The following is a 21,613-nucleotide window of genomic DNA, read 5'->3' on the forward strand; positions in this document are numbered from 1 at the left end:
ATCCCCAAATGATCACGCAAAAATCCAGACAATAACGTCCGACCCTCAACTTCACCGCTCACAGCTACGCCGTTCACAGTCATCGAAATCTTCATCAGATTTTCCTCCCTTAAATTTTCGGATCAACCGCCGAACAGGCGCTTGAACCATCCTTTTTTCTCTTCCGGCGGCGGCGCTGCCGGAGCTGGCTCAGGCGACACTTCGGACACAGCAGGGGCCGCTTCTGGTTCGGGCGCAGCCTCGGCAGGCACGGGCTGAGGTTCTTCCTCGACCGCTTTCTGGAAATTCTCAAAGAACTGGTCGGCCATTTTCTTGGCCACGCCATCAATGACCCGCCCCCCTAGCTGAGCCAGCTTGCCGCCCACGCGCGCATCGACATTATAGGCCAGCAACGTCCCCTCGGGCGCATCCGACAAGGTGACATCTGCTGCGCCCTTGGCAAACCCGGCGGCCCCGCCTTTGCCTTCTCCAGATAACTTGACGCTTTCCTGATCCACCATGTCCGAAAGGGTCACTTCACCTTTGAAGGTCGCCTTTACGGGTCCGACCTTCTGCACCACTGTCGCGGCAAACCCATCTTTGGCTGTTCCCGACATTTCTTTGCAGCCGGGGACACATTCTTTCAGAACGTCGGCCGACAACAATGCCTCCCAGACTTTGGAACGTGGGGCCGCAATGACGCGGCTGTCATGTAGTTCCATGTCACTCCCTCCAGTATTTTCGGTTAAGCTACGCGGTGATCTGCCCGGTGCCTATAAGACCTTGGGTGTAGTCACCGTAATTTCGGGGGCGAATGTGTCAGGCCATATTCCGCAAAGATATTAGCAATACGCCCGTCCTGAAGCGCTGCAAAAATGGCGTCATCCACGGCGTAGCTGAGGCCGCGATACGCAAAGTGAACGGCGACACCATTCGTCCAGGTGCTGACAGCAAACCCAGGAAGCGGTGGCGCATGGACACCTAAGTCGGGCGTCAATCCGGCCTCAAGCTGGCCCCGAGGTCCCATAGCAGCCATGGTTTCGCCTGCCGCCAATGCCTCCATAGCTTTTTCGGCTGTCTTGAACCGACGGATGTTGCGCGAAAGTTGCCCCCCCGGAAAGGCTGATAGGTAGAAATCCGCGATTGAGTCATTTTCGACCGCTACCGAATCGAACCTAAAATAAGCCGGGACCGGAGGATCCTCGGGGTAGGCATCCCGACGATAGGCAATTGCGACTTCTTCGTCGTGGTACTGGCCAGTAAAAACAACCTGCTCGACCCGGCACGCGAACTCGCTGTCGTAGGGGATATGCAACATCACATTTGCAACTCGGCCGTTAATCAGCGGGCCTTTCCAGATCCAATTGCGCAAATCGGCTTCAAGGTTCTCTCCGGCAGCGACCAGATTGAACCGAGCTTCGACCCCCAGATCACCGGCGATGAGTTTTCCAATCTCAATATCGACACCTTGGATAGTACCGTCTCTCTCAAACGACCAAGGGGGAAAGTCTTCGTAGGCTGCGAATTCAATATAACCGCGGTCGATTATGGTATCGAGATCGGCACCGACGATATCTCGGCTTGCGTTCTGAGGTTTGGGCTGGGGCACATGATCTTCGCACCTGGCCAAAACCGGCCCTGAAAACAGGGTGGTGGCCGACAGGGAGAAAACGAAAACGTACTTGATCATGCGCCCCATTCTGCCGCGCTACTGCGCGGCGGACAATCCAATGGTAAGTTGTTCAGCAGCTTCGGCGAAATTGGGTGCATTCCCAGATATCAATGCCGCGGCACGCAGAGCCACGCTGTCGGCCACGGGCGCGCCGGATCCGGTTTCGATAGTTTCGGCGATCTGGGTCAATTCCGATTGAAGCGCTGCCGTGTCCCCCTCGGCGCCGCCGGCCATTGCTGCCAGAAGATCTCTGATTTCCTTCAGGCGGTCCGAGTGATCGTCCAGCGCGCCGTCATCCGGACGCGTTTCGATATAGGTTCGAATGGCCCACGCTGCTTTTTGTCCTAACAATTCGCCAAAGGCGGGCATCTTAGTAATGCCGTTTTGCGTATAACCTTCGCGGAACCGCTCTACATACCATTCGTCGCCATATTCCTCGGCTTCAAGATACCGCAAATCAGGGGCTAACCCTCCCGATACGACACCAAGACCATGGCAGCGGGCACAATTCTGGTTATAGCCGGAATCGCCTATTTCGATTGCAGCCTGCCATACCTCTTCGCCCTGGTCGCGATAGGGGTTTTCAATCAGCCACTCTTCTCCAACATCGGGAAGGATGTCTGTGTTGACTGGTTGTGGGGCGACATCGCCATGGGCCAGCGCCATCCCTCCGGCAACAAGGCCGCCCAGCAATGTGCTGTGAAATCCAAGACGCATCTTCTCCTCCTTTACGATGCTTTTCACGGTCATACCGCAGCAGGACTCAGCGTGAAATTCGACCTTGGTTGCACATCCGTGCAGGTTTGCGACTAAGGTCTTATGGTGGGCTGCATTTTGGCCGTTTTTACTAAGGCGGCGCAGGAGGAGGCGCGAAAATGATTAAGATGTTCCGTGCGGTAGTGGCACTGATACTTCTGCCTGGCACTGCGTTGGCAGAGATTGGTATTTCAGTGACTTACCTACAACAGCAGGTCGCGCGTCCACCCGTTTTATCCAACCTTGATCCGATTCCAGATGATCTTGGTTCGGCGGGTGCCAAACTGGCGCTGGAAGACAATCTGACGACCGCAAAGTTTCTGGGACACGACTATACGCTTACAGTCACTACCGTTTCTTACGGTGAGGATTGGATTACAGCAGCGCGTAAGGCATTGTCGGACAGTCCGTTTCTAATTCTTGATGCGCCTGCCTCTGCTCAGTTGCAGGTCGCGGACTTGGCCGAGGCCGATGGTGCGGTGCTTTTCAATGCATCTTCCCCTGAACTTTCCATACGCGAGCAGGACTGTCGGCCGAACCTGCTGCACACTTTGCCGTCGGGGCTAATGCGCACGGATGCATTGGCTCAATTTCTGGTCAAACGCCGCTGGCAGGATCTGGTTTTGATCTCTGGAAACCACCCACAAGATCAAGCTTTTGCGGACGCGCTGAAGCGGTCATTGCAGAAATTCCGTCTTGACCTGATGGCGGAAAAGACCTGGGTTTTTGATGCTGACCTGCGTCGCAACGCAGCGCAAGAAGTTCCGTTGTTCACGCAGGAATTCGGCGACTATGACGTCCTGTTATTGGCCGATGAATTGGACGATTTCGGCCGCTACGTCGAATTCAACACCTGGAAGGCGCGCCCTGTTGCTGGTTCCGATGGTCTTAAGCCCGTCACATGGTCGCGCGTGGTCGAACAATGGGGTGCGGCCCAGATGCAGAATCGGTTCTTTGAGCAGTCGGGCCGCACCATGATGTCCAAAGACTACGCCGCATGGGCGGCATACCGGACGCTGGGCGAAGCCGTGACACGTACCCAGTCCGACGATCCTGCGGTCTTGCGTGATTATATTTTGTCGGATGAATTCGAACTTGCCGGGTTCAAGGGCAGGGCGATGAACTTCAGGTTTTGGAATGGGCAATTGCGGCAACCAATCCCTTTGGTCACAGACCGCGCGGTGGTCGCCATGGCGCCGCTGGAAGGCTTTCTACATCAGCGTACAGAACTGGATACGCTTGGAATTGATGAGGCGGAAAGTCAGTGTCAGGCATTCAAGGAGTAACGGGCATGAGACTAGCGACACTATTGGCCTCTGCTGCATTGTGCGTTCCCGCAGCAGCGGATGAGATGTGGATCAGCAACGAAAAAGACGACACGCTCAGCGTGATCGACATCGAGACGCTTGAGGTCATCCGCACGATTGAAACTGGTGAGCGGCCGAGGGGAATTACGTTTTCGAAAGACTTCTCGGTGCTATACATCTGCGCCTCTGACAGCGACTCGGTTCAGGTCATGGATCCCGAAACCGGAGAGATACTGCACGACTTGCCATCTGGCGAAGACCCTGAGCAGTTCGTTCTACATCCCAATGATCGTCATCTTTATATAGCCAACGAGGATGACGCTATTACCACTGTGGTCGATACTGAAACGCGAACGGTTGTCGCGCAGATCGACGTCGGGATCGAACCCGAAGGCATGGCGGTGTCGCCGGATGGAAAAATCGCAATCACGACTTCTGAAACCACCAATATGGCTCATTGGATCGACACGGAAACGCAAGAGCTTTTCGCCAATACTCTGGTCGATTCCCGCCCACGCCACGCCGAATTCCTTAAGGATGGAACCGAGCTTTGGGTGAGTTCCGAGATTGGCGGTACGATCACTGTCTTTGATGTGGAAACCCAGACCGAAAAAGCCAAGATTGAATTTGAAGTCGAAGGTGTGCATCCTGATCGAGTTCAGCCCGTAGGGTTTGAACTGTCCAACGAAGACAAAACTGCCTTTGTCGCGCTTGGACCTTCGAACCACGTCGCAGCGGTCAATCCCGACACCTATGAGGTTGAGGATTACATCCTCGTCGGTCGTCGGGTTTGGCACATGGATTTCAACGCGGACAAATCACTCTTGTTCACCACAAATGGTGTGTCCGGCGATGTGACCGTCATCGATGTTGCAAAACGTGAACCAATCAAAACCATCAAGGTCGGGCGGTTCCCATGGGGCGCAGCGTTTCGTCCGACAAACTGATCAGGGAGAATTCAAATGAAGCGTTTATCCACGCTGGCAATTGCTGCCGCGATGATCTTACCCAGCGTCGTTAATGCCGACGATGACTCGGGGTTCGGCTTGGCCGGGTTGTTGTCGGCCAAAAACAAGGAAGACCTACCGCCCATCATCCTTTCAGCCGGAGAACCCTTGGCCGATGCTCCATGGGAACTAAAATCCGGAACTTATTACGAGTTCGAAATTCAAGGTGACGGAAGTCAGGAGCTTGCCATCATCGGCCCCGAGTTCTTTCGTGCCATCTGGGTCGATGAGATTGTGGTAGAAGGTTTAGAGATCCGGCCGCTGGGTTTGGATTCGATCGAATTCGACGAGGCCGGTGAAATGGAAATAGGCTTTGTCGCGATCAAGCCGGGCAGCTACTATCTGAAAGTGCCGGGCAGCACCGGTGAGACACAGCGGCTGGAGATTACCATTAAGTGACAGGGCTAACGGTCCGAAACGTCAGCTATGCCTATGGCGAGAAGCGCGCTCTTGATGATGTGAGTTTTCACGTCCCGCAGGGCGCGTTTTGTGCGTTGCTGGGCCCGAATGGGGCAGGTAAGTCAACGCTGTTTTCCCTGCTGACACGGTTGTTCACCACCAGGCAGGGTGAGATTGACATCGCTGGAATTGACATCGCGAAACACCCGCGGAAAGCCTTGGCTAAGATAGGGGTCGTTTTTCAACAGCCTACGCTTGATCTGGACCTGACGGTTCATCGAAACCTCAGTTATTTTGCCGCTTTGCACGGTCTGTCCGGCCGCCAAGCTGAGGGCCGCATCACGGCCGTACTAGAGCGTCTGGATATGGCTGAACGTGCTACTGAACGTGCGCGTGATCTGAATGGAGGTCATCGCAGACGGTTGGAAATAGCACGATGCCTGATACATGTGCCTTCGGTCCTTTTGTTGGACGAGCCAACCGTTGGGCTTGATGCTGCGTCACGTCATGCCATCACCAAACATGTGCATGACCTGTCTTCGCAAGACGGTTTGACGGTTTTGTGGGCTACCCACTTGACCGACGAGATCGGGCCAGACGACCAAGTGGCGATCCTTCATCGTGGTAAGTTGCTGGATCAGGGTATTTGCCGAGACATCACTGGCGACGCTCCAATGCAGGATACCTTTTTGTCGATGACCAGAGCGGCTTCATGATCGATGCAATGATCGCTTTGCGCGCAATCTTGATCCGAGAAGCCTTGCGGTTCGTGCGGCAACGCAGCCGGTTTGTTGCGGCGCTTGTACGTCCTCTGGTTTGGCTTGTGGTCTTCGCTGCTGGTTTTCGCGCAGCATTGGGTTTGTCGATTACTCCGCCGTATCAGACCTATATCACCTATGAGATCTACATCGTCCCCGGCCTGTGCGGCATGATCATGTTGTTCAATGGCATGCAAAGCTCTCTCAGCCTGGTTTACGACCGTGAAATGGGGTCGATGCGGCTACTGCTCACCAGCCCTTTGCCGCGGTGGTGGTTGCTGTTTTGTCGCTTGTTGGCAAGCACGACGATATCGATCCTGCAGGTTTATACTTTTCTGGCGGTCGCTGCGGTTTACGGTATCGACATGCCCTGGATCGGATACGCCTACGTGTTTCCAGCGCTGATCGTCGCTGGATTGATGCTGGGTGCGTTGGGCTTGGCTTTGTCCTCGGCGATCAGGCAGCTTGAGAATTTTGCGGGCGTCATGAACTTTGTGATCTTTCCAATGTTTTTTCTGTCTTCAGCACTTTATCCACTTTGGAAGATGGCAGAAAGTTCGGCTTTATTAAGAGATATCTGCGCGCTTAACCCTTTTACGCACGCGGTCGAGCTAATCCGTTTCGCGCTCTATGGGCAGTTTAATGCTGTGGCATTGGGGTGGACGATATTGGCGGGTATTATTTTTCTTGGGTTTGCTTTTTGGGGCTACGATCCGGCGCGTGGCATGAAGCGCGGCTAAGCATCTACGACCAATACCACGGTGAAATCGTGGGCCGACTACTGTACATTGTCGAAAACCGGAGGGTACTGCCATGATCCGCATTGCTGCTTTTTTTCTGCTTTTGGCGTCTGCAGTCACGGCGCAGACCATTGAGGACGAGTACGGAACGCTTAACCCGCAGGACACGGGCTGGGGCAAAATCCTCAGCAACATCGACAATGGCGTAACCGACATGACCACCTGCGCTTCGGGTTACTACATGACAAAGTCAGGCCGCCACGATCTGGCGCGACGCTTGTTTCGCACCTGTGCCGAAGCAGGGTACACCGGTGCAATGACCTGGATGGGTCAGTTGGATAACAATGGGCTGGCCGGACCCTATGACCCTGATGCAGCGGCGGCATGGGACAAGCGCGCCGCCGATCTGGGCGATCCGGTGGGCAAGTTCAACTATGGTCTCAACCTTTTGCGTGGTCACGGTGTGACAAGGAACGAGGAACTGGGTAGGGCCTATGTTGACGAGGCCGCACAGGACGGACTCAGGATTGCCAAACGCCTTAGGGATTCGGGCTATGATCCCAACGAAGTCACACCCGACGCTGACGAGTGGAAATACGCACCTCTATTCTGAATCCAGCTTTTTCTGAGAACTACGACTAAAGGATGATGCTCTTCCTCGGTTTTCTTGACCCACGTCAAGCCGGTATCGATGGCCGCGGATTTACAGTTCGGCCAACGTTAGGAGGACCACATGAAACATCTTACCCTGCTACTCGGCCTCGCCGTCAGTTCCGTTACGACAGCGCCAACACTTGCTCAATCCACGTTCGACCGAGTCAAGATTGAGGCGGGCGAGACGCTCTTTTTCTCTGAATGCCGACGCTGTCACGCACCAGATGCAACTGGTCCAAGTTATGGTCCGCAACTTGACGGTGTCGTTGGGCGCAAAGCAGGGACTGTAGAAGGTTATCAGTATTCGGATGCTCTGGCTGGTTCCGGTATCGTTTGGACACCGGCCGCTCTGCGGGCATGGATGGAAGACAACGACGGCTTTATGCCGGGCACCAAGATGCGGCACGTCGGCATCGATGATCGCACGGTTCAAGACTTTATTCTGGCATATCTAAGCAGCATCTCAGACTAGAACCGAGCGTTGGCCGAAGCTGATCAGGAAAATTGGTTTATCCAGAATAATTGACGATCGCGCTTGAAAGCCATGATTTCCGCCCTACGACCATTGTGCAATTTCACCACGAGTTCTGCCCGCCAATAATACTCTCGCCTGCAATCCCGATGCGTCGGAGATTCGGCGCGGAGGAAAGACATAAGTCTAGGGAGGACACAGATGAGCCGGTTTATCATGGCAACTGTTGCAAGTGTGATTGCAGCAGGCGCGGCCTATGCAGAAGTTACCGAAGACGATCTGGCCAATGACCAAACGATCACCACGCAAGTCGTAACCAACGGTATGGGGCGGCACCTTCAGCGCTATAGCCCACTGGACATGCTTAACAAGGACAACGTCAAAAACCTGCTCCCGGCCTGGGCTTTCAGCCTTGGAGGGGAAAAACAACGCGGACAGGAAACCCAGCCGCTGATCTATGACGGCATGATGTATATCACCGGCTCTTACTCGCGCCTTTATGCGATTGATCTGGAGACCGGTAAAGAGGTCTGGCAATACGATGCCCGTCTACCCGAAGGTATCCTGCCCTGTTGTGACGTGGTTAATCGCGGGGCCGCAATATACGGCGACAAGATCATCTTCGGAACGTTGGATGCACGGATTGTTGCACTAAACAAGGACACTGGAGACGTTGTCTGGCGTGATAAGATTGCTGACTACAAGGCAGGATATTCCTATACCGCGGCTCCATTGATCGTCGATGGACTGGTGATCACCGGCAATTCCGGGGGCGAGTTTGGCATCGTCGGGGCTGTTCAAGCGCGCGATGTGAACACTGGTGATCTGGTCTGGGAGCGCCCGGTGATTGAAGGCCACATGGGCACGTTGAATGGTGAAGAAAGCACCATGACCGGAGAGCTGAACGCAACGTGGCCCGGTGACATGTGGAAAACCGGTGGTGGGGCGACCTGGCTGGGTGGGTCTTATGATGCGGACACGGATACGCTGGTCTTTGGCGCGGGCAACCCGGCGCCTTGGAACTCGTGGCTGCGGGACGCAGGAACTCCGACTGAAGGCAACAAAGGCGACAACCTCTATGCCGCCAGCCGTATTGGGATCGACCCAAAGACTGGCGACATCAAGTGGCACTTTCAAACCACCCCGCGCGAGGGTTGGGATTATGACGGTGTCAACGAAGTCGTGGCCTACACGGACCGTGATGGGAACAAGCGTTTTGCCACAGCGGATCGCAACGGTTACTTCTATGTTCTGAACCGCGAAGACGGTGCTTTCGTCTCGGCGACGCCTTTTGTCAAAGACATTACTTGGGCCGATGGCGTGGATGACACGGGTCGCCCGATCTTTGTCGAAAACAATCGTCCCGGTGACCCGGCTGCAGCAGCCGATGGTAAGAAAGGTGAGGTTATCTTTGCTTCGCCGTCCTTCCTGGGCGGCAAGAACTGGATGCCAATGGCCTTCTCTCAAAACACCGGTAACTTCTATGTGCCTTCAAACGAATGGGGTATGGATATCTGGAACGAGCCGATCACCTACAAGAAAGGTGCCGCCTATCTGGGCGCGGGCTTTACCATCAAGCCCAATTACGAAGACCACATCGGTTCTCTTAAAGCCATCGACCCGGATACCGGGGAGTGGAAGTGGGAGTACAAAAACGACGCGCCGTTATGGTCAGGTGTGATGACCACTGCTGGTGGCTTGGTGTTCTTTGGCACACCCGAAGGCGAGTTCATCGCGCTGGATGATGAGACCGGCGAGAAACTCTGGTCGTTCCAAACAGGGTCCGGGATTGTCGGCCAGCCTGTGACATGGGAACAGGATGGCGAGCAGTATGTCTCGATCATTTCTGGCTGGGGTGGCGCAGTTCCGCTTTGGGGCGGCGAAGTGGCAAAGAAGGTTAACTATCTGAACCAGGGCGGCACACTTTGGACTTTCCGATTGCCCAAGGAGCTGGCCTCGGCAAATTGATCTTCTTCACAACTCGTGACTTTATCGCGCGCCTCGCTTGGGCGCGCGTTTTTTATACGACTTTCCGCCAGTTGGCGTGACTCTGTTCTCTTGCTACGCTTTGGTAGGTTGGGCAACATGATTGCAAAGGCCAATGCGAATGCTTGCAAATGCCGTCGGGCAAAACGATTTCGAGAATGTGCTGATCGTCGATGATCATCCTTTGTTTTGTGACGCTTTGTCGATGACATTGCAAAGCGTGGCTCATATCCGTGAAATCCACACCGCCGACCGTCTGGAAGATGCGCTTGAGATGATTGCAGGAGGTTTGAAGCCTGATGCAATCATGCTGGATCTGAACTTGCCTGACGTTGACGGATTGGATGGGCTTGTCCGTCTGAAGGCCGTCGCAAATGCGCCTGTGATCGTAGTGTCTTCAATGACGGACAATCGGGTGATTAGCCAGGTTATTCACGCGGGTGCGTCTGGGTACGTTCCAAAACACAGCCAGCGTGACGTCTTTCGAACCGCGTTTGAAACCGTTCACGCGGGCAATGTCTTTTTGCCGGATGGATGCGTTCTGATCGATCTGGACAGCGCAGATGAACAAAGCGATGCAGTCGGGCGGCTTGCAACGTTGACCAATCAGCAGTCCCGTATTCTTCAGCTGATCTGTGAAGGCAAGCTGAACAAGCAAATTGCCTATGACCTTTCGATCGCCGAAACCACGGTCAAAGCGCATGTCACTGCAATCATGCGCAAGCTGGGTGTCCAAAGTCGTACGCAGGCCGTTTTGATAGCAAAGAAAGCGTCCTTTGCCAGTGTCTTGCAAGAGTCGAGTTAAGCTGCATACTCACAGAAAATCGTCGCGCTTTAGGGAGGAGGCTCGATGGACCAAGCTGTCGGGTGGGCAACGGCTCCGACCCGCGCGCCAGGTATCGTAAGAACTGCATGTATGCCATACGACACCGAAGACGCGGTCACCGGACTATTGAAGACTTTCGGTGCCGGAGAGTTATCTCTGGTCATTCTTTTTGTGACGGACAGAGCTGACGCTGCATCGGTTATTGCACAGGCAACCGAAGCCTTTGCGCCTGCGCCAGTGGTTGGTTGTACAACAGCCGGTGAATTGGCGGGGGCCGGCTATACCGAAAACCAGATCGTGGCCATCGGCTTGCCTGCATCACATTTCGACGCTCGCATCTTGCCAGTACCTGATCTGGATACATTTCTGGCTAAGGATCTGATTCATCAGATGATCCGAAACCGCAATGAAATGACGGAGGCAAACCCTGACTGGCACCACGAATTCACCTTTTTATTGATTGATGGGCTTTCAACAAAAGAAGACGCGCTGACTTCAGAACTCGCGTTGGGGCTAGGGCCAGTTCCGTTGTTTGGGGGTTCCGCCGGGGATGGAACGGATTTCGAAACAACTTACGTCCTGCACGACGGACAAGCATTGGAAAATGCTGCAATCCTGGCGCAAATACGAACTCGATGTCCGATCAAGGTTTTCAAGACAGATCATCTGGTGCCAACAGCGCAACGGATGGTCGTGACCAAAGCGGACCCCGCCCGGCGGATCGTTCGTGAGATCAACGCAGAACCTGCCGCGCGCGAATACGCCCGTATTCTGGGCAAAGACCCCGAACAGTTGACGACCTTCACCTTTGCTGCGCATCCGGTCGTCGTCCAGATTGGCGGGCAGCATCACGTTCGGGCCATTCAGCGCGTGGATGAGAACGGGGATTTGGTGTTTTTCTCGGCCATCGACGAAGGATTGGTTCTGACTTTGGCTGAACCTCGCGATATGGTCGAGCATCTCGAGCAAGAGATCGAGGGCCTAACAGAAGCCGAGGCTCCGGATACTATTCTTGGGTGCGACTGTATTCTCAGGCGTCTAGAAGCGCAGGAAAAACAGATGACGGGTGCTTTGTCTGCAATCCTCGCCGACAATCACGTGGTTGGGTTTTCTACTTATGGCGAGCAATTCAATTCGATCCATGTCAACCAAACGTTGACGGGGGTTGCGATTTACCCGCCGGAAGAGGATCGACATGATTGAATCCCTGATCAACCCGGACGATCCACCAGACCGGCAGAATGAAAAGCTTTTGAAGATCGCCGAGGCACTGATGCGCAGGGTTGAGGAATCGACTGATGCAAGCGGCGCGGCTTACGCACAGTTTCAAAGGGCTGCAGTGCTGGAACAGGAAGTCCGCGCTCGGACATTCGATCTTGAACGTGCGCTGGATCTGCTGAACGACTCCAATGCTCGACTGGCTCAAGCCAATCAGGCAACAGAGGCGGCGCGGGCGGACCTCGCGAATGCGATAGAAACGGTGCAAGAGGGCTTTGCCCTGTTCAACTTGGAAGAAGAGCTTGTGCTGTGCAACAGCCGCTTTGGTATACACATGCCCGATATCCAGCCTCATCTGGTGCCTGGTTTGCAATTTACCGAGTACGTTGAACTGGTTAGTCGCTCTCGGTTTTTGTCACTCCCCGAGGCAGTGTCGCCGTGGGACTGGGCAAAACGTCGTATCGCGCGCCATGCGGATGACCACGTTGTTTTTAACGTCAGGTTGAATGGCAATCGTTGGATGCAAGTCTCTGAACATCGGACACCCGACGGTGGCACAGTGATCTTGCAAACTGATGTCACGGATATCATGCGTATCGAACGTCAGGAGAGGGACCGCATTCTTGACGACAAGGCCCGGCTTATCCGTGCCACTCTGGAACATATCGATCAGGGTGTATGTATCTTCGACAGTAAGCTGAGGCTTATTGGTTGGAACAACCGGGCCAGTGAATTGTTGGCAATCCCAAATGCACAGTTCCAGATGGGTGCGCAGTTCAAAACTCTGTTCAATCGCCTGAGCACCACAATCCGCTTTGCACAGGGCGTAAGTGACGCCGACCTGCTTGCGTGGGTTAACCGAACGTCCGAACGGCCACCGTTGAGGTTCGAGATGCATAGCGGTCGGGCAAAGATTCTATCAGTTTTCGCGCAGGAAATGTCCGACCGGGGATTTGTGATTTCGTTCACCGATGTGACCGCCGAGCGTAAATCTGCCCAGGCGTTGTACGACTCCAAAGCCTTGCTGGAACAGCGCGTCGCAGCCCGCACCGAAGAGCTTGCGGATGCGCTTAAGGACGCGGAACGGGCAAATGCTTCGAAATCACGCTTTGTTGCCGCCGCAAGTCACGACCTGCTGCAACCGCTGTCGGCGGCTAAGCTCTACGTTGCCACTCTTGGAAGTGGGTTGAACGAAACAGACGCGAGGGATGTGGCCGCCAAGGCGGAAAGTGCGCTTAGCAGCGTTGAACATATTTTGGATGCGCTGCTTGATATTTCTAAACTGGATTCAGGACGGGCAACTGTTCACTTGTCGACGTTGCCAATAGATGGCGTGTTTTCGCAGCTCGAAGATTCCTTTCGTCCGGTTGCACAGGCCAAGGGATTGGAGCTGCGCGTCGTCTCTTGCGGCGCGCTGGTTCAAAGCGATGCAAGTTATTTGAGGCGCATCCTGCAGAACCTTCTGTCAAACGCCATTCGCTACACTGAAGCAGGCAAGGTACTGGTTGGCGCCCGGCGTCGAAAAGATTCTATCGTGATCGAGGTTTGGGATACCGGTATCGGAATTGCACCGGATCAGAGGGACATCATCTTTCAGGAATTCCAACGGCTTCATTCGGATGCCAGCGCTGCCGAAGGAATGGGACTTGGGCTGGCTATCGTTGAGCGCGCGTGTGTCCTGTTGAAACATCCTATGAAGTTACGTTCCGGATTGGGAAAGGGGTCGGTCTTCTCGGTAGAGGTGCCTTTGGCTAAACCGGCGTCTCATTGTTATGGCCGGTCTGCTGATTTGGCTTCGCCAGACACTAAGGTTCTGACACGCGCGGTTGTTTTGTTGATTGAGAACGACGAAAATCTGCGCACGGCGTTGACCATGACAATGGAATCCTGGGGCGTGCAGGTTTTGGAATGCGAAAGTCAGGCACAAGCGGTTGGCTTGCTGCAGGAAATTGGCATTCTTCCGGATATTGTGGTTGCCGACTACCAGTTGAACAAAGGTATGACCGGAACTGAGGCGATAGACGTGTTATGGCAGGAATTCGGTCCATTACCTGCCTGTGTGATCTCGGCCAATCGTTCGCCAGAATTGACCGAGTATTGTGAGGATGTGGGTCTGCCTTTGCTGCGAAAGCCGATTGACGCTCGGCACCTGAAATCAATTATCGAAAACGCACTGAAAGGCGCGTCCGCCGCTTGATTGTGCCAAGGTTTAACGACCGCGGGCAGAGAGTTTACTCTGCCCGCGCCTGACGTCTATCCGTAAACAATGTTTGGTAACCAGGTCACCACCCAAGGGAACAGCATACAGATCACCAACCCGACAATTTGAAGGAACAAGAACGGCAAGGCTGCTTTGAAAATGTCCGTCATTGGGATCGACGGTGGCGCTACACCGCGCAAGTAGAACAGCGCATAGCCGAAAGGTGGTGACAAAAAGCTCATCTGCATGTTCACAAGATACAGAACCCCGAACCACAAGACCAAATCATTGGGGTCATCAAACCCAAAGGCAGCCGCCCCCAGCGCCTTGATGATCGGTACAAAGATCGGGACACACAGCAACAGGATGCCGACCCAGTCCAAGAACATGCCCAGAACCACCAGCAGAATCTGCATCACGATCAGGATACCCCAAGGGCCCAGACCCGCGCCTTGCATCGTCTCTTGGACGAATTGCTGACCGCCTTCCAGAACGTAGAGTCCCACAAAGATCGTTGCACCGAACATGATCCAAATCACCATAGCCGAGGCTTTCAGAGTGGTCAGACATGCCTCGCGCACTGTGGGCCAGTCCAGCTTGTTGTGGATCGCGGCCACGATGAAGGCGCCGAAGGTGCCGATACCCGCCGCCTCAACCGGGGTTGCAACGCCCGAGAAGATCACGCCCAGAACAATTACGATCAGCGCAATGGGCGCGGACATCTTACCCAGCAGGCGCATTTTTTCTCGGTTCGAGATACGCTCGTCAACCGGGATTGGCGGGCCAAGAACCGGGTTGATATAGGACCGCACCACCACATAGATGATGTACATACCCGACAGCATCAGGCCGGGAATGACCGCGCCGATGAACAGCTCCCCAACCGATTGTTCGGCAACAACGGCGTAGATAATGGCCAGAATGGAGGGCGGGATCAGGATGCCCAGCGTCCCCCCGGCCATGATCGAACCCATGGCGATCTTTGTGTCATAGCCGCGTTTCAGCATGGCGGGCAGGGCGATGATGCCCATCGTCACCACAGCTGCGCCAATCACACCCACCATCGCCGCCAGAACGGTCGAGGCGATGATTGTTGCCGCGGCCAGACCACCTTTAAGCCCACCGAGCACCTTGTAGATCACATCGAACATGTCGTTGATGATCCCGGCCCTTTCCAACATCGAGGCCATAAAGATGAAAAGTGGAATTGCGGATAGCTGATAGTTCGTCATCAGCGGGAAAATCCGGCTGGGCACAATGTTCAGTGCACGCGCGTCCCCCAGAACGAACAGGAAGACACAGGCCAGACCTCCGGTCACAAAGGCCAGCGGCAGACCTGCCATTAGAAGGACCAGAAGCGAGCCAAACATAACGAGCGTCAACAGCTCGATGGACATATCAAGACCCATCGGTCAGTACCCCCGTGCAATCGTTCGGATGTCTTTGGACAGTTTCGACACCCCTTGCAAAATCAACAGAACCGCGCCCACGACCATCATCCATTTCATTGGCCACAGCGGGATTTCCCATTCGTTAAAGCTGATTTCACCCCAGCGAATATTCGGATCGGTCCAATCGCCAAAAGTCAGCGCTCCGAACATCTGGAAAAAGCTCATCTCTCCACGCGCCCAGTCCGAGACAACCGAGTTGCCGGTCGGAACTGCAATCGCATCCATCGCGAAGATGTAGGACGTCACCAGCAGTGTTCCGGCGAAGATGAAGAAGAAGACCGAGGTGAACAGGTCCGCCCACGCCCGTTTCGGCTTGGTCAGCGGTGCATAGAAGATGTCCACACGCACATGGCTTTCGGTCAGCATCGCATAGGACCCGGCGATCAGGTACTGCATCCCGAACATCAGATACATGGATTCATGCGCCCAGTTTGTGGGGGCGTTGAACACATAGCGGACGATCACTTCGTAGTAGTAGACGAATACCGCGATTACGGCCCAATAGCTGACGAACTCACCTGCATAGAGAGACAGGCGGTCAATCCAGTTCTCGGCATAATCCTGGTCCGCCTTGCGTGCACCGGGGTCCATTTCTGCAGCCCGTGCAGCAGTTTCTTCATCAATCTCCATTTCAGGCTCATGCGGATCCGCAGCAGCCTTGGCGCGCGCGCTTGCCACTAGTCGCGGTAGCATCAGCGCATCGATCGCCATAAAGGCCAGAATTGCATAGAACGCATAACGTGCTACCGAACTCCACAAAGCGCGGTTTGCACCGCTGGCCTCGGCCAGAGGCTGCGCCTCGGCCAGGGCGGTTTCGGATTCGGCCAGACGTTCGCGCCCGGTTTCAATTGCCTTCTCGGCCCTCTCCAGAGCACGCTCGGCTCGGCGTTTTTGCAATGCTGTCCCATCCTGCGCAGCCTCGGCGGCGGCGCGCAGTTCTTCCAGCCCTTCCTCGGCGGTTGCAACCCGTTCGGTTTCGCGCGTGATCGTACGCTCGGCCTGACGGACGATATTGACCGCATTCGAGAATTCGTTGCGGGCCGTTCGCTCTTCGCCATTGGCGTAGAGGATCAGCAGGAAAACTGGCAGATAGACCAACCCCAGCAAGCTGCGCAGGTAAAAGCGGTGCAGGCCCAGCATTCCCCCGGTGACAAGGATCAGATAGCCCAACGGTAACCCGTAGGTGCGCTGTTCAGGTTGGGCTTTGCGTGCCAGCACCATGGCCAGGGCCGGAAAGGCGATCAGCCCGACCCAATATAGCCAGTGCGGCAGCGTGAAATCGACGCTCGGCATAGTACGTTCCGAATTCCAAGGAAAAGGCATGCCCGCGCGAAATTCGCGCGGACTTTTGGTTAGGCTTCAGCGGATTACAGGTCCAGCGTATAGCCTTCGATCATTTCAGGCGTCACATAGCCCAAGGAACCCGACATCATGTAGTCAAGTTGGATCTTGAAGACCCGCGCCGCATCTTTGTCGCGGTTGGCATATTTGAACCAGATCGGCACGGCGACCTCGGTCATCAGTTCGACATCGTCCTGCGACAGGCGCGTGATCTCGGTGCCTTCCGCTTCGAACTTTTTCCAGGCTTCCTGGTCGGCGGCCTGAATGGCGGCGTGGTGCAAATCGGAATAGACGTGGGTTTCCATTTCCACGAATTCCTGCATCTGTGGGCTCAGCTTGTCCCACGCGGCCTTGCCCACGGTGATGTCCATGATGTCGACCGGCTGATAAACTGACATAAAGCCCGGAGGGCCCATCACGATATAGTCCGTCACCTGGCTGAAGCCCAAGGCGTGGTTCACGGCGGGGCCCACAAAGTCGGCCACGTCGATAGTGCCCTTTTCCAGCGCTGGGAAGATTTCCGAGCCCGGTAGAACGGTTGTCTCAGCACCCAGTTCCGAGAATACCTCGGCAACCATTCCGCCTGGCAGGCGCATTTTACGGCCCGCGAAGTCGTCAACCGAGCGGATCGGAACCTTCGAGTGGATGATGTTCGGCCCGTGATGCACCGGCCCCACAAAGTGCAAACCCTGACGGCCCAGCAGCTCGCGCGCGATGTCGATGCCGCCCAGACCGTAATAGAACGTGTCATATTCATGCGGCTGACGCAGCCCCAGCGGGTATGAGCTGAGGAAAACGGCGGCAGGGATGATGCCCTGATAGTAGATGGTGAACGGGTTGATAGCGTCCAGCACACCGTTCTTCACCGCGTCGGCCAGTTGGAAATCCCCAACCACGTCATTGGCGCCAAAGGCCTGGAAGGCCAGCTCACCGCCGGTTTTTTCTTCGATCGTAGCGCACCAGTCTTTGAACGTCTGCAACCCGATGCCCCCGGGCCAGGATGTCTGTATCTTCCAGGTGGTGGTTTCACCCGCTGCGGTCGCGATATGAGGGGCCGCCAGCGTGGCCGCACTTGCACCTGCAATAGTTCTAAACGCGCTGCGGCGCGTGATGAGCTTTTTGGTCATTTCTTCCTCCCATTGATCATCGCCATGCACATGTCAGGCCATGTCGATGCGAGGATAGCATAACCTGTGAGCCAGAAATTGGTAATATTTTTTTTCCAATTAGCGCTTTGCTCACTGTCGTGTGAAGAACTGAGGGCTTTGCTATCGATTACATTCGGGCATTCCGCCCGGCGTAGACGACGCGACCAATAGCTATGCCGAAAACGTGTGCGACAGTGTGGATTGGGTGTTTCGTTGCCGCTTGCCAAGTCTAAGGCCCCTGTATAACAGGGCACATCCCGGTCGCAGCCTACCCGGGTAACAAAACAAGGGTTCAAAATATGAAAACGATCGTAATCTGCTCGGGCGGGCTGGATTCGGTATCTTTGGCGCATATGGTTGCGCAGGATCACGAATTGGCGGGCCTGATCTCTTTTGACTACGGCCAGCGTCACCGCAAAGAGCTGGACTATGCTGCGCTATGCGCGCTGCGCCTTGGCGTTCCCCATGATATCATCGACCTGTGCCCCGTTGGGGCGGTTCTGACCGGCTCGGCTCTGACTGATGATGTGGATGTGCCTGACGGGCACTATGCCGAAGACAGCATGAAAGTGACCGTGGTGCCCAACCGCAATGCCATCATGCTGACCGTTGCATTCGGTGCCGCCGCCGCCCGTGGGGCGGATGCTGTGGCCACTGCAGTGCATGGTGGGGATCACTTCATCTATCCCGATTGCCGCCCCGCCTTCACCGAGGCTTTTGAAGCGATGCAGAAACTGGCGCTGGACGGCTATGCCGATGTATCGCTGTTCACGCCGTTCGTGCATCGCAGCAAAGCCGACATTGTGACCGAGGGCGCGCGTGTGAACACCCCCTTTGCGCAGACATGGTCCTGCTACAAGGGTGGTGACAATCACTGCGGGCGCTGCGGTACCTGCGTCGAACGGCGCGAGGCGTTCCATCTGGCCGGTATTACTGACCCGACAACCTATGACGATCCCGATTTCTGGGCGGTCGCCACGGCACAGAAGGAAAGCGCCTGATGTATCGGATCACCAAGGAATTCCACTTTTCCGCCTCGCACCAGCTGACCCATCTGCCCGACGATCACCAATGCGCGCGAATGCACGGGCATAACTATGTGGTTGAGGTCGAACTGGCCGCCACAGACCTGAACGCTGACGGGTTTGTCCGCGATTATGGCGAGCTGAAGCCGCTCAAGACCTATATCGACGAGACGTTCGATCATCGCCACCTGAACGATGTGATGAACATCCTGACCACGGCCGAGAATATGGCGCGCCATTTCTATGACTGGTGCGCCGCCCGCTGGCCGGAGACCGCCGCCGTACGGGTCAGCGAAACGCCGAAAACATGGGCCGAGTATCGCCCATGACCCGCCTGCGCATTGCCGAGATTTTCGGCCCCACGATTCAGGGCGAAGGCGCGCTGATCGGGGAACCTACCGTATTCGTGCGCACCGGCGGGTGCGATTACCGGTGCAGCTGGTGCGACAGCCTGCATGCGGTTGATACGGCCTATCGTCATGACTGGGCGGCGATGACCACGAATGCGGTCTGGAGCCGGGTGCGCGACCTGTCAGGCGGGCGGCCTTTGACCGTGTCGCTGTCGGGTGGCAACCCGGCCATTCAGGACTTTGCCCCTCTGATCGCGTTGGGACGGACAGAGGGTTATCGGTTCGCCTGCGAGACGCAGGGCTCCATCGCAAAACCGTGGTTCAGCGAACTGGATACGCTGGTTCTTAGTCCCAAACCGCCCTCCAGCGGGGAGACGGTAGATTGGGCTGCGTTCGACGCCTGCCTGTTGGCTGCTGGAAACGGCCCCAAAACAGTGATGAAAATCGTGATCTTTGACGAACGTGACTACGCTTGGGCCCGTGCCGCGGCGGATCGCTATCCGGCGCTGCCACTGTATCTACAGCCGGGCAATGAGACGGTCGACCCCACTCAGCCCGTCGATCCGCAAACCCTGTCGGACCGGCTGTTGTGGCTGGTCGATAAAGTCACCGCAGATGGCTGGTTCACCCCTCGGGTGCTGCCACAACTGCATGTCCTTTTGTGGGGCAACAAACGCGGGGTCTAAAACCCCATCAGGAGAAGACAATGGAAACCATCTACAGCGATCTGACTCAATTGGGCGGGAAAACCGAACTGCCTACCTCGCCTGAGGCGGCAGAACTGGAACGGGTACAGAACCCGCAGGCCGATATCGACTATTGCGTGCGGTTCACTGCGCCCGAGTTTACCTCGCTGTGTCCGATGACGGGGCAGCCGGATTTCGCCCATCTGGTAATTGACTATGTGCCCGGTGATTGGCTGGTGGAATCAAAATCGTTGAAGCTGTTTCTGGGCGCGTTCCGCAATCACGGTGCGTTTCACGAAGACTGCACAGTATCCATCGCACGTCGTTTGGTTGATTTTCTGAGCCCGCGCTGGCTGCGGATTGGTGGGTACTGGTATCCGCGCGGAGGCATTCCGATCGACGTGTTCTGGCAGACTGGAGCCACTCCAAACCATGTCTGGATTCCCGATCAAGGCGTGCCTCCTTATCGCGGACGCGGGTAGTTGGCAGACACGCGCCACGGAATACCCATGCGCGCCGTGGCGCTTGTACTCCAGAGAATTCACAATGTGGTTGTGGCTAGACGATCCAGATGGCTGTCAATAATGCTTAGAACTCGACGCAGATTTGCCGCAGGCTCAGCCTGGTTTAGGCGATGAATATAGAATTGACCGAAAGGTTTGAGCCTGTCGTCAATGTAGTGCAGGTCACTGGCCACAGGCAGATTGTGAAGAAAAATATCCCCTACATACCCCAACCCAACGCCAGCTTGCACCGCATTCAGATAATTGCTCAGGTTTTGAGTCTGGTAGATCGGTCGAAACCTGTATGAAGATTTTTCGAAATACGCCGAGAAAATCTGCGCCGGCTGCCACTGTTCGTGCCAACCAACGATAGGGACAATGGGGCGCGCCAGAAGGTCATCTACATCGACAGACTTGGCCGCGACCCAGCGAACGTCAAATGGCCAACTTTTTTGGGTCAGCGGGCTGGGCACCTCACGATTGCAAATATAGCACGCATCCAAATTGCCCTTTTCCACGGAAGCCAGCAGGTTTTCCGTGTCATCTGTCGAGATTGAAAGTGTCGTGTCAGCCCGGCCCAAACCGAGGCTTGCGATCGCTGAGCTCGAGCACAAGTTTTCCAGGCTGGCGGACACACCGATCCGGATGACTTTCCCGACTTGGGTTTGCGTCAGAACCGAGATCTGATCCAACTCATTCTGGATCGTAAGGCATCGCTGATACAACAGCTCGGCCTGCGCGGTCAGCCCTGAGTGCGGTGTCTTATCCTTGAACAGTGCAAATCCAACTTGATTTTCCAGCAAGCGAATCCGATTGCTGATCGTAGGCTGAGATCGTCGGAGCATCTTTGCGGTTTCTGAATATGACTTCACCTGACACAAGGTCACAAACGCTTTTACGAGGTCAGTCGATATTGGCATCTTTTTATTTCCTGATAGGGACGTGATCTAAAAAAGACGAATCAAAAAAACATTTGGGTATTATGAGCAAAATTATGCGGTATTGTGTTCATGTCTTTCTCCATCCCAATTGCGCTAATATAATTCCAAAATGATCCTTTTTTCTTTTCAGGGAAACGGTCAATATAGCCCTAAAACAGATCAAACTACTTTGCGCAAATAAATAAACACGCGAG

Annotated in this window: 22 protein-coding genes and 1 pseudogene; 15 read left to right on the top strand and 8 right to left on the bottom strand. The window is 55.2% G+C overall.

All coding sequences use genetic code 11. From position 1 onward, the window contains the following. The 4 genes and pseudogenes from ACR0DX_RS21405 to pedF form a co-directional block, all read right to left on the bottom strand. Positions 1–98: pseudogene (locus ACR0DX_RS21405) on the bottom strand ((2Fe-2S)-binding protein); the annotation flags it as partial. Positions 99–122: 24 nt separating this feature from the next. Continuing rightward, complete coding sequence (locus tag ACR0DX_RS21410; RefSeq protein ID WP_170356210.1) at positions 123–701, bottom strand: SRPBCC family protein; 579 nt, start codon at positions 699–701, stop codon at positions 123–125. 71 nt (positions 702–772) lie between these two features. Next, the gene (locus ACR0DX_RS21415) at positions 773–1,669 is read right to left on the bottom strand and encodes a substrate-binding periplasmic protein (RefSeq protein ID WP_480847332.1); all 897 of its coding nucleotides are present in this window, start codon (positions 1,667–1,669) and stop codon (positions 773–775) included. Between the two features lie 18 nt (positions 1,670–1,687). Further along, positions 1,688–2,368, bottom strand: a complete 681-nt coding sequence (gene pedF, locus ACR0DX_RS21420; RefSeq protein WP_170356212.1) for a cytochrome c-550 PedF — start codon at positions 2,366–2,368, stop codon at positions 1,688–1,690. Between the two features lie 158 nt (positions 2,369–2,526). On the opposite strand from pedF, the gene ACR0DX_RS21425 reads away from it, so the two are divergent. The 11 genes from ACR0DX_RS21425 to ACR0DX_RS21475 all read left to right on the top strand — a co-directional run bounded on the left by ACR0DX_RS21425 (position 2,527) and on the right by ACR0DX_RS21475 (position 13,971). After that, a complete protein-coding gene (locus ACR0DX_RS21425; protein ID WP_170356213.1) occupies positions 2,527–3,693 on the top strand; it encodes an ABC transporter substrate-binding protein in 1,167 nt (388 codons plus the stop codon). A 5-nt stretch (positions 3,694–3,698) separates the two neighbouring features. Continuing rightward, positions 3,699–4,661 carry a YVTN family beta-propeller repeat protein gene (locus ACR0DX_RS21430; protein ID WP_170356214.1) on the top strand — a complete coding sequence of 321 codons (963 nt, stop codon included), beginning with the start codon at positions 3,699–3,701 and terminating at the stop codon, positions 4,659–4,661. 15 nt (positions 4,662–4,676) lie between these two features. Further along, on the top strand, positions 4,677–5,120 hold the full coding sequence (locus ACR0DX_RS21435) for a cupredoxin domain-containing protein (protein ID WP_170356215.1): 444 nt from the start codon (positions 4,677–4,679) through the stop codon (positions 5,118–5,120). After that, positions 5,117–5,836, top strand: coding sequence for an ABC transporter ATP-binding protein (locus tag ACR0DX_RS21440; protein ID WP_170356216.1), 720 nt, complete (start codon positions 5,117–5,119; stop codon positions 5,834–5,836). Before ACR0DX_RS21435 ends, ACR0DX_RS21440 begins: the two co-directional genes overlap by 4 nt. Then, positions 5,833–6,618: an ABC transporter permease gene (locus ACR0DX_RS21445; RefSeq protein ID WP_170356217.1), complete on the top strand. Its 786-nt coding sequence runs from the start codon at positions 5,833–5,835 to the stop codon at positions 6,616–6,618. Before ACR0DX_RS21440 ends, ACR0DX_RS21445 begins: the two co-directional genes overlap by 4 nt. A gap of 73 nt (positions 6,619–6,691) precedes the next feature. Then, complete coding sequence (locus tag ACR0DX_RS21450) at positions 6,692–7,231, top strand: SEL1-like repeat protein (RefSeq protein WP_480847336.1); 540 nt, start codon at positions 6,692–6,694, stop codon at positions 7,229–7,231. Positions 7,232–7,351: 120 nt separating this feature from the next. Further along, on the top strand, positions 7,352–7,744 hold the full coding sequence (locus ACR0DX_RS21455) for a c-type cytochrome (protein ID WP_170356218.1): 393 nt from the start codon (positions 7,352–7,354) through the stop codon (positions 7,742–7,744). 201 nt (positions 7,745–7,945) lie between these two features. After that, positions 7,946–9,712, top strand: coding sequence for a PQQ-dependent methanol/ethanol family dehydrogenase (locus ACR0DX_RS21460; RefSeq protein WP_170356219.1), 1,767 nt, complete (start codon positions 7,946–7,948; stop codon positions 9,710–9,712). A gap of 133 nt (positions 9,713–9,845) precedes the next feature. Continuing rightward, positions 9,846–10,535 (top strand): response regulator transcription factor, encoded by a 690-nt coding sequence (locus ACR0DX_RS21465; RefSeq protein WP_170356220.1) that lies wholly within the window; start codon positions 9,846–9,848, stop codon positions 10,533–10,535. Between the two features lie 45 nt (positions 10,536–10,580). Next, a complete protein-coding gene (locus ACR0DX_RS21470; protein WP_170356221.1) occupies positions 10,581–11,759 on the top strand; it encodes an FIST N-terminal domain-containing protein in 1,179 nt (392 codons plus the stop codon). After that, positions 11,752–13,971, top strand: a complete 2,220-nt coding sequence (locus tag ACR0DX_RS21475; protein WP_170356222.1) for a hybrid sensor histidine kinase/response regulator — start codon at positions 11,752–11,754, stop codon at positions 13,969–13,971. The genes ACR0DX_RS21470 and ACR0DX_RS21475 overlap by 8 nt, the downstream gene beginning before the upstream one ends. A gap of 56 nt (positions 13,972–14,027) precedes the next feature. Here the strand turns inward: ACR0DX_RS21475 and ACR0DX_RS21480 are convergent, their stop codons facing one another. The 3 genes from ACR0DX_RS21480 to dctP form a co-directional block, all read right to left on the bottom strand. After that, positions 14,028–15,371, bottom strand: coding sequence for a TRAP transporter large permease (locus tag ACR0DX_RS21480; RefSeq protein ID WP_353392356.1), 1,344 nt, complete (start codon positions 15,369–15,371; stop codon positions 14,028–14,030). A 15-nt stretch (positions 15,372–15,386) separates the two neighbouring features. After that, on the bottom strand, positions 15,387–16,718 hold the full coding sequence (locus tag ACR0DX_RS21485; RefSeq protein ID WP_170356224.1) for a TRAP transporter small permease subunit: 1,332 nt from the start codon (positions 16,716–16,718) through the stop codon (positions 15,387–15,389). Positions 16,719–16,792: 74 nt separating this feature from the next. Continuing rightward, positions 16,793–17,893 carry a TRAP transporter substrate-binding protein DctP gene (gene dctP, locus ACR0DX_RS21490; protein WP_170356225.1) on the bottom strand — a complete coding sequence of 367 codons (1,101 nt, stop codon included), beginning with the start codon at positions 17,891–17,893 and terminating at the stop codon, positions 16,793–16,795. 320 nt (positions 17,894–18,213) lie between these two features. Between dctP and queC the strand changes: the two genes are divergently transcribed. From queC to queF, 4 genes are read left to right on the top strand one after another with little or no spacing between them, the layout of a single operon-like run. Next, the gene (gene queC, locus ACR0DX_RS21495) at positions 18,214–18,915 is read left to right on the top strand and encodes a 7-cyano-7-deazaguanine synthase QueC (protein WP_170356226.1); all 702 of its coding nucleotides are present in this window, start codon (positions 18,214–18,216) and stop codon (positions 18,913–18,915) included. Then, entirely contained in the window at positions 18,915–19,268 is a 354-nt protein-coding gene (gene queD / locus ACR0DX_RS21500; protein WP_170356227.1) for a 6-carboxytetrahydropterin synthase QueD, read from the top strand. Before queC ends, queD begins: the two co-directional genes overlap by 1 nt. Beyond that, a complete protein-coding gene (gene queE, locus ACR0DX_RS21505; RefSeq protein WP_170356228.1) occupies positions 19,265–19,975 on the top strand; it encodes a 7-carboxy-7-deazaguanine synthase QueE in 711 nt (236 codons plus the stop codon). The genes queD and queE overlap by 4 nt, the downstream gene beginning before the upstream one ends. A gap of 20 nt (positions 19,976–19,995) precedes the next feature. After that, positions 19,996–20,457, top strand: a complete 462-nt coding sequence (queF, locus tag ACR0DX_RS21510; RefSeq protein ID WP_170356229.1) for a preQ(1) synthase — start codon at positions 19,996–19,998, stop codon at positions 20,455–20,457. A gap of 59 nt (positions 20,458–20,516) precedes the next feature. Here queF and ACR0DX_RS21515 read toward each other — a convergent pair whose 3' ends face one another. Continuing rightward, positions 20,517–21,398, bottom strand: a complete 882-nt coding sequence (locus tag ACR0DX_RS21515; RefSeq protein ID WP_170356230.1) for a LysR family transcriptional regulator — start codon at positions 21,396–21,398, stop codon at positions 20,517–20,519. Between the last annotated feature and the right edge of the window lie 215 nt (positions 21,399–21,613).

This window comes from Ruegeria sp. D3, assembly GCF_056534465.1.